Here is a 14,223-nt window from a genome sequence, read left to right as displayed (position 1 = left end):
CCCACCCAACCTACTTGTATTTCAAAAATCAAATAGGATTTCTATAGCGCCTAATATCCTTTTTTTTTTCAGCTTATTCGTTTTATTATAACGTTAAAAACATCACAAAGTCTATAAATAAATGTAAGTAAGTTACTGACACCAGAATAGATGACAAAAGGATTGGGGAAGGTGAGGTCTCCTCTGGGCATAAGGGGTAATGGGGATTAGCACGTCTTGTCCCTAACCCCTAACCCTTAACCCCTAGAAGTTAACTCTTCTAACAAATCCACATAGGTTTGTGCCATTTTGCTCCAGCTGTGTTGTTCTGCTATGGTTCGGGAGACTTGACCCATTTGAGTTCTCAGCTGTTGGTTGTTTGTCAGGGTTGACATTGCAGTGGCTAAAGCTTCAACATCGTCTGAGTCTGGTAAAACGATCCCCGCCTCCGGTGTTACCAAATCTGCTGCTCCTGTGGAGGTAGCAGTGATGACAGGTATGCCTGTGGCCATAGCTTCAATCACAACTAAGCCAAAAGGTTCGTACCGGGAGGGAAAAACAAAGAAATCGACTGCTTTCATGACGGATGGTACGTCACGGCGCAATCCTAAAAAGTGGACTCGGTCATTTATCCCTAGTGTTGCTGCAAGTTGGGGATAGGGGCTGCCTTCTGTAATGCCTGCAACTGCTAGGTGTAAATTGGGTACTTTCACAAGGGCATACAGTACCGTGTCTAAGTTTTTCCGAGGGATTCTGATATCACCTGCAAATAAAGCAAGGGGAACTCCTTCTGGAAGACCCCATTTTTTGCGATCGCTAACACCAGGGGAAAACTCTTGCAAATCGACGCCATTGACAACGATCTGAATGGACTCTGGGGGTACACCAATTTCTAATAAATCTTTAGCGACTTTATCAGAAACTGCCACTACTGCTTGTGTTTGACGAAAAGCCTTTTGTTCCCACCTTGCATTTAAAGCTGTGTAAAACCACTGATATAAATCGTAAATAACTTGGCGTGGATTGAATCCAGTTTTGACTGACTTAGGCTTTGCCTGTTTGGCGGAGAATTTTAGCCAAGAACCATGCACGAAATGGACGGCGTTGAGATCGCTCCTTGCCCAAGTAATCGCACCATTGGCTTTGACTACATCAAGTTGAGAACGATGCTTACGCAACCAATTTGTGCTGGCAAGAGCAAAAATTAAGTTACGAAGCAATTCAGCCGGCCATCCTTCAACCGGAATTGGAAACCAATGAACTTGGTCGTTTTGTTGTAATTCCGGGGCTATTTGACTTGATAACAAGGTAACGTGATGACCGCGCCGAATTGCTTCTTGGGCAACCTCGTAATTGACTCGACCCTGTCCATCACCTTTAATAACGCTGTGGGTAACGATGCAGAGCTTCACACTTAACTTCCTGTAAAATGATTTGTGCCAGAACCTGAGATTGACTATCTACACGACAGACGGACGCCATAATTTCTGAATGCGGGATAGACGAACAATTTGAGGCCAAGCTTGAATTGCTCCCCGCTTCATCAAATAGAGTGTCATATGAACAAAATATAAAATGAGAAATACTACTAGTTTAATTGGATCGGGAGATAAATCTTTATAACGTTTTATGCCGATGTAAAGCCGAGCTGCTTCTATTGAGATTTCATATCTTGTCAAGCTACCCACTCCAGGTTCGTTCAACGTACTTGTAAAACCCTCGCTTGCAGCGTGAGTGACTAACAACTCAGGGCAGTGTTGAATTTTGTAGCCTTGTTTTAAAGCTCGCAGACAAAGTTCTGCATCTTCATAGCCAAAGAAAATATTTTCGTCCCACTGTTCTTGGTCAAAAAATTTCCGAGGGAACAGGGTGGCATGAATAGCTACAGATTCAGGAACATCGGATTTACAGAAATATCCCCGAAAAGACAACTTTCCAGAAACCATCTCAAAGGAACCATCTGGGCTGCGACTGACGCCTGAAAGGATAGTGCGATTTCTTTGTTCTGGAGACAGTTGAGAGTATCTCTCTAGAGCACGAGCAATAAAGTCTGGTTTAACACAAATATCATCATCAATAAAGGCGACAAAATCAGTTTCAGAGGAGGGGATTGCATTAACTGCATTATTGCGGTTAGCACAAACTCCAAGGCGAGGACCTGTAATGTATTTGGTTCCCGGATATTTCTGAACAATCTGATAATTCTGCTGCTGTACTTCTATACTTGAAGAGTCGTCAGAAACAACAACAGTGTAGGGTTTAACATCAGAATTCCACAGTGCTTGCAAACATTCTTCTAAGTTTTTTGTACGATTTCTCGTGGTAATACAAGCTGATACTCGCATAGTCTTTTGTTGTTGTTAGCTGGTGTGATGTCAATTTTTATGATGTATAAAATACTTAGCTGTTCCTAAATTTAATTTAGAACTTAGCTGCTATTTTGGGTGGTCCAAAACTCAAGACAAGTGCAACCATTGTTCGGAAGCTGAGACTTTGACGCAAGGAACGCCAAAAGTAAGGACGCGCTTCTTTAATTTGTTTAGAGCGCATTAAACCAATTCCTAAAGTGGTACTCACGTATCCCCATTGTTGGAGAAAATATGGTTTAAATTCCTTGAGCCTTTCATCTTCCATAAACTTTTCAAAGCAGAAAATATCGGCTTGGGCTTTTCGGATTTTCGCTTGATAATTTCGGCTACCGCTCAACATTGTGTCTGTTTGTTCGTGAACTCTGTACCGAGTTAATTTTTCAGGACAATAATATGCTCCCAATCCATTACGGCAACACAGGTAGTTCACATATAAATCCCACGAACCACCGACTTCTGATGGAATGCTTTTCCAATCTACAACGTCTCGACGAATCACGGCTGCTGTCGCTGAAGACACTGCCCTATCTATTAAGCCAAGCTTACAGAAAGGTTGAAAGATTCCTTCTCTTAGATGAGATCGCTTAAACAGGTGCGAACAATGCTCGGTAAGAGCACTATCTATTTCCCCATAAGCATCCATCATATAATGGTCGCAAAAAGCCAGAGCTAAATTTGGATGAGCTTCCAAAGGTGGTACGAGCTTTTCTAAAAAGTTCTCTTCCCACATATCGTCGTCAAGCAAACTCGCTACATATTTACCTCTTGCTTTCTTAAAAGCGTTCATAGTATTGGCAAACATCCCCAAGTTTGTTGAGTTGCGATAGAATCGGATTCTATCATCATTAAAAGACTCCACAATGGATTGGGGGTTTTCCGGGCTGCAATTGTCAGAAACAATAATTTCTATATTACGGTAAGTCTGCTTAATTGCACTGCTTAACGCCGCCTTTAGATAATCAGGACGGTTGTAAGTTGGTGTAATAACGCTGACTAAGGGTTGTAGGGATTTTCTATCACCATTCATATTCTCATTACTGTGTATTTTTACTTTGAACAGGAATATTTCAAAGAATTTTCAACTAATAAATAGTGGATAACATATTTGTATGAAAAATCTGTGTAAATAATATTACAATCGGTTGTCATTTGTCATTTGTTTGAAGTTTCCTTATCGCACTTGGTGGAAATACTAGAGGATGAATTTTTTTAATGGACTTTAGAAACCCGGTTTCTTGAAGAAACCGGGTTTCTCGTCTGGTTTCTCGGCAAACGTATGATCTATTTAACTACTACAAAGGTCTTGTCAAGATTTCGCATAAGCAATTTGTTTGTAAAGGAATTGTGAATTTTTTATCCAAAACCGAGTGAGGTAGTAAATTCTATCTAAGAAACTATAGAATGGCCAACCCAGTATTAAATTAGAAATAGCTAGGGCTTCTTTATAATTCCATTTATGATTTATGTAATAGTTTGTGCGCCGATACTGAAGGTTACGGGATAAATCTACTCTGGCTTGATGACCGATTTGTTCCAAAAAGGTATTGATGTATTGGTTGGTCATCCTGATTCCCGTTTGTCCGTCCATACTTAATTCTACTTTTGCTTGAATGAAGTTATTGTTGCCATGAAGGCGGTAACTTCCTAAAACTTCATTAAGTGTCTTAATTTTTCCTAAGAATGCCGTGCAGTAAATAAGGCAACCATCAACACACAGCCGCCACTTCACACTGTCTATGGGAAAAATTTTTGTCAGGATGCTACGTCGGTAAGCTAGCCCGGAAGTTGGTGGGAAACACCATGCGTTACCTGTTTCTACAATGACTTTTGCTAAATCGTCATCCATAACCCTTCCTACAACAGAAGAATTGGGGATAAGTTTGCCTTCACTATCAACGTTATCTAGCAGGTGCATCACACCAACAACATCTAACTGGCTGAAAGCTTTTATAACTTGCTCTAATTTGTTGGGTTTCCAAGTATCATCAGCATCTAAAAAGGCGACAATGTCTCCGCTTGTTGCCTCAAATCCCGTGTTGAATGCAGCTCCTTGTCCCTGGTTTTCTTGAAAAATTGCTTTGATTTTACCAGGGTACTTTTGGGCAAGTTGCAGAATAACCTCTGGGCTGTTGTCTTTGGAACCATCATCTACGATGATAATTTCCGTATTTTTATGTGTTTGAGTTATGACTGACTCAACTGCAGCAGGTAGATACTTAGCATAATTGTAATTGGAGATAATAATTGATACTTTCATATTGAATCCAAAAAAATATAATCTCTATTGTTTATTTTGATAGATTTAGGTAAAAAATAAAGGTCTTTACAATTGGTTTAACTATATATCAACCAAACTTTTATATTGCTTTATCTATGGTTGTGTAGTTTATTTTTTTAGAGAGAAATTTGTCTATTGCTTTTTCATAAATTTTACCAGAAGAAAGGCAGAGGCTTGATTGCAGAAATTAAATTTTGTAACCTTTAATACAACAATCATGCCTCTGTACTATCTGCTTATACGGTTCTTTTTAAGTTTCATTCACCGTCATTACGAACTTTGAGTATGAAAAAATATTTTTACTCGACTTTACCTACCTCATGCTGCATCTGGTGATATTTCCAAAGCTTACCGCGTCTTTGTAGCAAATCTTGATAGTTTCCTTGTTCTACAACTCTCCCTGCTTCCATAACGACGACCTTGTCTGCTTTGGCAATTGTTGAGAGTCGGTGAGCGATCGCAATCACTGTTCGACCTACGGAAAGCTTTTCTATAGATTCTTGAATAAGTCTTTCCGATACTGAGTCTAAAGCGCTGGTTGCTTCATCCAAAATCAAAATATCTGGGTCTCGCAATAATGCACGGGCTATGGCAATCCGCTGTTGTTGTCCGCCAGATAAACGAGCTCCGCGATCGCCCAACACTGTAGCAAAACCTTGGGGCATTTTTTCGATAAACTCAAGTGCATTTGCCTGTTGGGCTGCTTGTCTAATTGCTGCTTCTGTTGGGTTTGGTGTACCGTAAGCAATGTTGTCCCAAACTGAAGTATTGAAAATAAACGTGTGCTGGCTGACAACTGCCATCCTACGACGCAACGAGTTAATGTCAAGCTGTTGCAAATCTACACCATCTATAAAGATGTGTCCTTCTGTCGGGTCGTAGAATCGAGGAATTAAATCAACGAGTGTTGTTTTACCTGCACCAGATGCTCCTACCAGCGCCGTCATTTTACCCTTTTCAATAGACAGGGTGACATTATGGAGTACTAAATTACTGGGATCGTAGCCAAAATCAACAGATACTACGTCAATTGAGCGTTGTAACCCTGGAAACTCAATTTTCCCATTTTGAAAGTAGGTTTTGTCTTCCTCTCTCAACAGATCCTTAATATTTTCTAGCGAACCACCCAATGTACTCAGGTAGGCTAGAGTTCCATTGATATCCTGGAGACTTGGCACCACACGCACTAGCACAAAGAAAAAGGTTAGCAGCGAAGCGATGGGCAGTGTAAATTTAACGAAGGAAATAATAATTAAACTGATAAGAGCTGTAGTTGCGACACTTTCTGCTATGGGTTTTACTAGTGTCCAGGTAGCGACAACTTTAACTGAGGCATTCAGTAATTCTTTACTTGATTTGTAGAAACGCTGTCTCTCGAAGTCTTGAGTCCCGTTTGCATGAACGGTGCGAATTCCATTGATGAACTCTAATGCGATCGCATTAAATCTACCGTTGGCTTTGGAAATTGCAAAGCTGCTTTCTCTTACCCTAGCATTGAGTGTTGTCAAGCCTACTGCCAACAGAGAAAATAACAGGACTGATAGGACAGACAATTGCCACGATATCAAAAACATACAGATAAAGTAGACAACGACTACCAATACCCTAGTTAGTACAAAAGCCGATCCACTGAATCCTTGTTTGAATCTCTCGATTTCTGTCGTCATCGTGTTCATGATTTCGCCAGAGCGAGCTTCAGTAAAGTAACCGAGTTGCAAAGACTGTAGCTGTTCAAAGATCCGTTTTCGCAAACGGTCTGCAAGGTTGAGTTGAGCAGATTCTGTATAGATTGATGCTAAGTAATTAAAGGCGGAACGAGTCCAAGTGCTGAGTAATATCAGCAAAGATATCACGTATAGAGGGTTGACTACTGAGGCATTAGCTGCTACCCAAGCATCTAACCAGCCAATTCCGGTTTTAGGTGAACTACTGGGATCGGTTAAGCTCTGAAGAAAGGAAAGTAAAAATCCCACACTAACACCCTCAAAAGTGGCTGCTAGGAAGGTAAACACGATGGCTAAGATAGTTATTTTGCGAAAATTCTTAAACTCTCGCAATATTATGTGGTTTTCCTGCCAGAACTTATTAGCTTTGATGATGTTTTTTAGGAGAGTGTTAACTTGTTTGGAGATTTGGAGAGGCATGTTTATGTAAAAAATTAGATTAGCGGGGTAGACAGAAAGGCATAAATACCATTTTGAGGTTTTTTCAGGAGAAAATTTGGATATGGAGCGTGAGAACAGAATATGAAGCTTGGCTCATATTGCCGCAAGGTGTCTGAAACGACCAAGACCAGATCTACCCCGAAGGTCTAATTGTTTTAAAAACAACGTTGCTTTAGAGGAGAACTTTGGTGACAGTTGAAATGTAGTAGAATGCACAAATCCTACTACAACAATTAAATCAGTAAATATCGACAGTTAAACTGTTTCTCTGTAACCAGGTTCAACAGCCTTGAACCTTTCTTCTAGTAATGATAGACTGACAAATCCCGGTTGGACATTTAACTCTCGTTGTCTTGTGAGATTGAGCCGTATTCCTTCTTCCAATGACCAGCATCGAGGTCCGGTCAAACTCATGTCACCTTTAAGAACATTAAGCAACTGCGGCAAATTGTCTAATCCGTACTTACGCATCCAGCGCCCAAGTACTGTTACCTCTTCTTCATCTTTGCGCTCGCCCAAACTATTTTGGTATACTGCATCTTCTTCAAACGCTTTCTGCTTTGTCGCAGTTGTACGAAACTTGATGACTTTGAAGAGTCTACCCCGTTCGCCAATATGCCATTGACGAGAGAAAATTGGACTTTTGGAGTGGACGCGCATCAATGAAACTAAACCCAGAAGCAAAGGCGCAAATGCAAGTAAGAATATCAAAGCAACCAGCCAATTGCTCAGCCGTTTTAACCATCCAAAGAGTGGGCTACTGATTTTTGGTTGTTTGTCAGTAGAAGGTATGCGAAGGAAAATAGGCTTGTCAGCTACAAGGCATGCGTCTGCCCAAAATTTTAACCGGGCTTCACCCAACTTTGGATCGATGCGGACTAAAGTTGCTGGAGTACCCTTTAAACACTCCACAAGTAGCTGCTTTTTATGCAGTGAAGGCATATACGGTTGCTTAACTTGTCCTACAGGCTTAACTAACAACTGATTTTGCCGCCATTGAATTGTGCAGTATTGGGGAGGATTATCTTGTGGTTGCTGTTTCACCGTATAGTAGTTTTGTATTGTTGGTATTATTGAGGTTGTCATATGTATTTCATCTCATAAGGTAGTAGATTGCCGACCTGATACTTGAAAGCTATATAATTCCCTAACCATCTTCATCTCTCTTGCTCTAGGAACGGCCCATAGAGTGGAATTATGGAACCATTAAACTATCTCTAATAACCACCGCACACCATTCATTCAACTTTTTTTTGATGTACCAAATCCATTGCTCACGATAGTCTTTTCCGAATAGCTTTTAAAGTTCCACTCTTTGACTTGACTTGACTTATCCCCATGGATATTCGATCTCTAGGATATAAGACGCAGTAGAAATAACAGTTGCCCGTGCAGATTCTTTATTCACTCTTTATAGAGTGACTGCATTTTTCCTAGAATTATTAAGCTATCGTGAACGATTTTATGTAAAGACTCATTTTTACTTGTAATTTTACCATAGTGCCAGTTTCACAATTCCAAAAGCCTTAATTATTACTACTAATTAGATATCACAAATTCCGTAAACCTTCTTATATGCATAAATTTTATATACTTGTCTAATTTTTATATTTGTATAATTCAATCTTTAAATATGTAACGATTGACAGTTGACATTTCTACATAATCAGTACTTCGCCTCAGTATAAAGTTTACTCCGAATACAAACAGAGGTTAGACTACTTGCCTTTCTAGACCTGGAGCAAGCTTTAGTTGCAGCTTTGGCCTATTTTGCCAACCAGTCTACGGGTAAGTGACTTTAAGTAATTTCAACATCAAAAGAACTGATTTCTGAAAAACCAGTCTTTTGAGTCCATATTTTTTCTTAAAAGTAAATACTTAAGTTTAAATGTTAAACAATAAAGAACCTATACATAAAAAAATCTTAACTTGTTCATTACTTTAAAGAAGGGATATGTATATTAGCTTACTCATCTATAAAGAACATATTATCGACTTAGAGAAAAGTCAAATTCTTAACATTTAGTGGCGGAAAAATAGATAATTTACGGGCAGTTTATTGAGATAATACAGCCGTTTTAGCAGTATTTTGCGTAGAGCCTTGTTGTTATATTCAACCGTAAAAGGTACGGAGAGCATCTATCTGACGGCTTAAGTATTGCATGGGGAACGGGTGATTCATTGTATGCAGTTTCTAAGAAAAACAAGAGGGGATGCGATCGCATCCCCTCTTGGTTACAGTATTTTTCATTAAGGGATTTCCAAGAAATAAATTAATCAATATTGTGGAGTGGGCGTCTCGCCCGCCACCTGCAACGGGCGAGACGCCCACTCCACAAGAAATTTTTGAGTATTTTTTTATTTGGAAGTCCCTAACTTGAACCACAGTGGGGCGCAAGGCCGCCGCGCCCCAACAAACGTTATTTCTCAATGGCTTGTTGGAGGGCAAACCGATGTTGGTGCGTTGTGTAGGGTATGTAAGCACTGCCAGAGTTAGACACGCCACTTGCGACAACTCCAAGAAGATTCAGGCGGCTGAGCATGCCTGTAGCTTGCGCCATTTGGGTGCGAGTCACTTTACCAATACTGGCTACCATAATTGCTCCACGGCAAGATGATGCTGTAAGCAGAGCATCTACTAAGCCAAGGACTGGTGTTGAGTCTACAAGCACCAAATCGTAGTTTTCCTCAAATGTTGCCATCAACTGCTGCATACGAGGAGAACTCAACAAATTAGCAGGGTCAACTGGGGTAGGCCCAGCAGTCAAAATATCAATGTAAGATGACCCGGAAGATTGAATGCTAATTTGATTGGGTATGGAAACATCACTGGCGAGGAGAGTGGAAAGCCCCTGTTCGTTGGGAAGGTTCAACTGTTTGTGCAGGGTAGGTTCGCGCAAGTTAGCGTCAATGAGCAGGACTCGCTTGTGCAGGCGGGCTGCACTCATCGCTAGACCCAATGCCAGAGCTGATTTACCCTCATCTGGTAAGGCTGCAGTAATCATTAAAGATTTGAATGAAGAAACGGAGTTTAAAAGCTCAATGTTCTTGTAAATCAGATCTAATGATTCCCAACGGGGTGAGGACTGCAACACTTGAATTGTCCAAGGTGCGGGTTCCTGTGGCTTGCCAAAGGGCAATTTAATCACAGAGTCTCTGGCGGCTCTTGCTGGTGGTAATTTTGGTGTTGTTCCCAATAGTGGTAGGGCAACTTGCTTTTCTAATTCAGCAGTGGTGTGAACGGAATCATCAGCCGCTTCTCTCAAGAAAGCAGCAACACCACCCAACATAAGTCCTACGACTCCACCTAAGAGAAGATTTTGCTGGAGGTTGGGACCTAACTTCACACCCATTTTGGGTTTTTCGATCACTTCCCAGTTATATCCACCCTTATCGAGTTCTTGCTCTAGGACTTGTTCTGCTTTTACCAGCTGTTGTAACTTTTCGCGGTTAATTTGTACTTGAGGTTCCAAGCGATTGTACTCAGCCAACACGCGGGGGAAGCGCTTGAGTTCATTACGCAGTTGATCTTCTTTCTTTGCTAGAACTTGATCGCGAGCCACTAAAGCCAGCAAATCCGTTCTTGTTTTCAATAGATCTGATGAAAGGGTGATGTCAATTTGACCTTTTTGTCCTTGCTCTAGGAGACCTTGTATTTGGGGTTTTGCGTCTACACCCAAAGTCCGTCTTTGCTCTTGCTGCAACAACGTCTTCTGGCTTTGAAGTTGTTCTATAAGTTTTTGTACGCTGGGCGCTTGTTCGGTAAAACGCAGGCGTTCTTGTGCCAGAAGCAGTTCTGTTTTCTGGATTTCGTTCAGCAATCCTTGATAGCGAGTCGATTGACTGAGACGGGCTTCAGCAATGGCAGTTTCTGGAGTCGTTTGAAGTTGTTGGACTAAATTTTTGTAACGAGCATCAGCTTCCTGATACTCAGCACGAGTTTTACCCCGTTCTTGCTGAATTCTGCTCAGTTCATCTTCTGTAGCTTTTGCCTGTGTATCTGGATTGATTAAATTCTCACTTCTACGAAAGCGTTGTAGGTTTGCTTCTGCTCCTACAACGTCATTATTAACTTTTTTAATCTGTTCCCTGATGACTTTCAGACCTCTTCTGATACGTTCATCTTGCTGTTTGATGTTGTAATCCAGATAAACTTGCTGCATCGTCTCCAATACTTTGTAGGATTTAGCTGGATCGGTACTGATAGAGTCTATTTGGAATATTTTAGTTATGATGTTATCTTCTTTTCTCTTGACTTGGTCTAAAGCCAAGGAGCTTTTCAATTCGGCGACAGTTATATCAGGATACTCTGGCTTCAGCTTATTAACCGCTTTTTCCATCAGTTCAGAACTTTTCATCAAGTTCAGCTGGGTTGCGGTATCTATTTCAATGTTGGGGTCAGTGTACTGGGAATCTACGGAAGCATTTGCTTCTTTCTTTCCTTGATAGTTAGGTTCTATCAGTAGCTGCATTGAGCTTCCGTAGGTAGTTGGTGTTCTTTTTGTCGCCAAGCCTGCTATGGCAAGAGATGCCACAAATACTGCTAAAAACCAGGGGAATCTGCGTACTAAAACCGCTAACAGTTGTCCGTAACCCGGTTCTGACTCAGTAACTGGATTTACATATGGACCGAGACTGCTTTGAACCACGTTTATTATCCCTCAGCTAATCAAATCAAATGAATAGTTACTTTACTGCACAAGTTTGGTCAATAACTTGCTCGACTTTACTAAAGAAAGCCTCTTCTGAAAAATGAGCGACCGCATGATTACGAATGTTCCCGTAATCCCAATAGATATCCCTGGCTTCTAGTAGTGCAGTTTGCAGCGAATCTGGTGTTTGCCTCTTGAAAAATACCCCTGTTTTACCAGGGATCTGAGTATCCAATACGCCACCAGCACCAAACGCGATAACTGGCGTTCCACTAGCATTTGCTTCTACTGGCACTAATCCATAATCTTCTAGGGCTGCCACTATAACAGACCTAGCTTTAGAAAACAACTGAGTGCGCTGAGCATCGGAGACGTGTCCTACAAATTCTACATTGCCTAATGCTTTAGACTGTAATCTTTCTCTTTCGGGACCATCTCCTGATATCAACAACCGCCACCCCAGCCAGTTGAAAGCTTCGACTATTATATCAAGTCGTTTGTAACCGATCATCCGAGCTGAGGCAAGATAAAAGTCTTCTTTTGTATCTGAAAAAACAAACCTTTTCGTATCAATGGGATAGTTGATAACAATTGCTTTTTTACCGTAGATATTTTTAATGCGACGCGCAACAACGCTGGAGTTGGCAATGTAAAGGTCTGGCTCCTGTGCGTAGGTTAGGTCTACTTTTCTCATCATCTCAAAAACTTGTTCGATGAAAGGAGCAAAATATCGATAGTCCCCGTACTCCCGTAAATACGTTTCTGTATCCCATAAAAAACGGGTTACGTTGTGACAGAAGCAAATGTGGCGTGCTGTTGGTTTTTTCCGCACTGCTTTCGCAAAACTGGTACTGCTACTAATAACTAGATCGTACTCTTGTAAATCTAATGCACGGAAGGCAGGAAAGTAAAAGGGTGCCATCAATCTAAAATACTTTATGGCACCTGGTATTCTTTGCAAGAATGTGGTATTGACAGCGCGATCGCCCAAGTCGATGGTTTCTTCGGGATCGTACAAGGAAGTATAAACATCCGCTTCGGGGTAGCGCTTGCACAGCAATTCAAAAACGCGCTCCGCCCCTCCTTTTTGAGTTAAGTAATCATGAACTAGGGCAATTTTCATACTAAACCTGGTGGATTTACTCTATACCAATTTTTATAGAAATTAGGCGTCAGGGGTTAGGGATTGGGCATCACCGTAGGAAAGTTTATGACGACTGTATTGAACGCTGTACCCTCGTTTTAGCAGTTTATAAACTATTTGGCAATCTACTCTATCCTCCTATTGATTTTTAAGATACTAAAAATTTATTTTTTTATTATTAACTTTTAATAAATATTTCGTAATGGGATTGTGATTGGGGACAAGGAGGAGTGAGGGAGTGAGGGAGTAGAGAGTGGGTATTGGGGACAATCTAAAATCCAAAATCCAAAATCCAAAATCCAAAATTACCACTCCCTACTCCCTACTCCCTACACTGCTGCTAGGGTTTTAAAGAAATAAGCATTTTGTTCGGCACGCAGTTTATCGCACAGTCTGCCTGAAGGTAGTTCGACATCGTCATATGTCAGAACTTGGTCTTTGGAAATATCTCTCTTGAGGCGACATCCTTCTGCTAAACCAATTGGCAGGAGGTTTTGTTCTTGAACAATGTTGGAATTTTCACATTGACCGTAGGTCATGTAATAACCAATACCATCCAAAGTTTCTCCAGCTTTCAGGTCAATTTTGGCAGTCGTCACAACGTCCACTAAAGGAGCACCTAAAGGGCTTAATACGTAGTCTTGGAAAAGAACAACACGAGCCACTGACAGTGGTACTTCAAAGTGACAGAGGTGATATGGGGTATAAAAGCTGTAAAGCGGACCTTCGCCTAATTTATAGAGATTGAGGTAGTGACGTTGCTTCGGGTCGTCATTAGTTCCGAATACAAAGACTCCTGGGCCTGGTTTTGCACCCACAACATAATCTACAATGCCGCCCAATTCTTTCAGTTGTTCGACATCGTACATCCCAGTCATTTCATCAACATGACCCTTAAAGTCATATCCCAACATACCTCGCTTGGCGACTTTCATCCCCGTAGCGTTGGCGACGATCGCTTGTTCAAAAGAGATTTTTGTCCCATCTGCAAAGCTAGTTACCATATGAGGTTTTTGACCCCAACGTTCGGCAAATGCTTTTTGAGTTGTAGGATTGCGATATGGGTCTTGTAAGCCTTTAATGTTACCACACAATAGTGGAGTTAAACCAATACTTTTTACAAAACGATATAGGTTCATTTGTACCCCAGGCTGGTCACCATCACAAGCTGTGAGGATAACGCCTGCTTTGTCTGCATAAACTTTGAGGATAGAACCAATAGTGCCATCCAATTCAGCGTTCATCATAATGACGTGCTTGTGATGGGCTATTGCCTCCATCACAACGTGAGTGCCAAATTCCACCGCACCCGTCACCTCAATTAACGCGTCAATCCCCTCAGCACGGCACAGCAACATCGCATCTTCTGTGACTGCATACCCGTCGTTTGCGATCGCGTTTTCCAATTCCCCAACGGAGGAAACAACTTTATAATTCTCAACTCCGGCTTCTGAATATGCACGTCCTGCAGCATCAACATTGCGGTTGGCAATAGCAACTAATTTCATACCGGGTACGGAATTTGTAATTTGATTGGCAATTCCCCGACCCATGAAGCCTGCTCCAATCATGCCGACTTTAATAGGGTTAAGAGCTTCTGCACGGGCTTGTAAAGCGCGATCTACAATAATCATCG

General features: G+C 41.3%; 9 protein-coding genes. All 9 read right to left on the bottom strand.

Going from position 1 to position 14,223, the window contains the following annotated elements; genetic code table 11:
- Positions 1 to 236: 236 nt before the first annotated feature.
- Positions 237 to 1,391, bottom strand: coding sequence for a glycosyltransferase family 4 protein (locus WA1_RS48720; protein ID WP_017742338.1), 1,155 nt, complete (start codon positions 1,389 to 1,391; stop codon positions 237 to 239).
- A gap of 48 nt (positions 1,392 to 1,439) precedes the next feature.
- Positions 1,440 to 2,324 (bottom strand): glycosyltransferase family 2 protein, encoded by an 885-nt coding sequence (locus WA1_RS48715; protein WP_017742339.1) that lies wholly within the window; start codon positions 2,322 to 2,324, stop codon positions 1,440 to 1,442.
- 76 nt (positions 2,325 to 2,400) lie between these two features.
- Positions 2,401 to 3,375: a glycosyltransferase family 2 protein gene (locus WA1_RS48710; protein ID WP_017742340.1), complete on the bottom strand. Its 975-nt coding sequence runs from the start codon at positions 3,373 to 3,375 to the stop codon at positions 2,401 to 2,403.
- A 279-nt stretch (positions 3,376 to 3,654) separates the two neighbouring features.
- Positions 3,655 to 4,605, bottom strand: coding sequence for a glycosyltransferase family 2 protein (locus WA1_RS48705; RefSeq protein WP_017742341.1), 951 nt, complete (start codon positions 4,603 to 4,605; stop codon positions 3,655 to 3,657).
- 320 nt (positions 4,606 to 4,925) lie between these two features.
- Positions 4,926 to 6,770, bottom strand: coding sequence for a heterocyst formation ABC transporter subunit HepA (hepA, locus tag WA1_RS48700; RefSeq protein WP_017742342.1), 1,845 nt, complete (start codon positions 6,768 to 6,770; stop codon positions 4,926 to 4,928).
- A gap of 276 nt (positions 6,771 to 7,046) precedes the next feature.
- Positions 7,047 to 7,877 (bottom strand): heterocyst development glycosyltransferase HepC, encoded by an 831-nt coding sequence (hepC, locus tag WA1_RS48695; protein WP_017742343.1) that lies wholly within the window; start codon positions 7,875 to 7,877, stop codon positions 7,047 to 7,049.
- Between the two features lie 1,334 nt (positions 7,878 to 9,211).
- Positions 9,212 to 11,440: a GumC family protein gene (locus WA1_RS48690; RefSeq protein WP_017742344.1), complete on the bottom strand. Its 2,229-nt coding sequence runs from the start codon at positions 11,438 to 11,440 to the stop codon at positions 9,212 to 9,214.
- A 37-nt stretch (positions 11,441 to 11,477) separates the two neighbouring features.
- Positions 11,478 to 12,566: a glycosyltransferase gene (locus WA1_RS48685; RefSeq protein WP_017742345.1), complete on the bottom strand. Its 1,089-nt coding sequence runs from the start codon at positions 12,564 to 12,566 to the stop codon at positions 11,478 to 11,480.
- A 350-nt stretch (positions 12,567 to 12,916) separates the two neighbouring features.
- Positions 12,917 to 14,221 carry an NAD(P)H-dependent oxidoreductase gene (locus WA1_RS48680; RefSeq protein WP_017742346.1) on the bottom strand — a complete coding sequence of 435 codons (1,305 nt, stop codon included), beginning with the start codon at positions 14,219 to 14,221 and terminating at the stop codon, positions 12,917 to 12,919.
- Between the last annotated feature and the right edge of the window lie 2 nt (positions 14,222 to 14,223).

The sequence above is a fragment of the Scytonema hofmannii PCC 7110 genome (genome assembly GCF_000346485.2).
Lineage (GTDB): Bacteria > Cyanobacteriota > Cyanobacteriia > Cyanobacteriales > Nostocaceae > Scytonema > Scytonema hofmannii.
This window is presented reverse-complemented; position numbering and strand designations above follow the sequence as displayed.

What these genes read in the sequence shown, in the direction of transcription:
- WA1_RS48715 (WP_017742339.1), bottom strand. Translation starts at nt 2,324, where the DNA reads ATGCGAGTATCAGCTTGTATTACCACGAGAAATCGTACAAAAAACTTA.
- WA1_RS48710 (WP_017742340.1), bottom strand. Translation starts at nt 3,375, where the DNA reads ATGAATGGTGATAGAAAATCCCTACAACCCTTAGTCAGCGTTATTACA.
- WA1_RS48705 (WP_017742341.1), bottom strand. Translation starts at nt 4,605, where the DNA reads ATGAAAGTATCAATTATTATCTCCAATTACAATTATGCTAAGTATCTA.
- hepA (WP_017742342.1), bottom strand. Translation starts at nt 6,770, where the DNA reads ATGCCTCTCCAAATCTCCAAACAAGTTAACACTCTCCTAAAAAACATC.
- hepC (WP_017742343.1), bottom strand. Translation starts at nt 7,877, where the DNA reads ATGACAACCTCAATAATACCAACAATACAAAACTACTATACGGTGAAA.
- WA1_RS48685 (WP_017742345.1), bottom strand. Translation starts at nt 12,566, where the DNA reads ATGAAAATTGCCCTAGTTCATGATTACTTAACTCAAAAAGGAGGGGCG.
- WA1_RS48680 (WP_017742346.1), bottom strand. Translation starts at nt 14,221, where the DNA reads ATGATTATTGTAGATCGCGCTTTACAAGCCCGTGCAGAAGCTCTTAAC.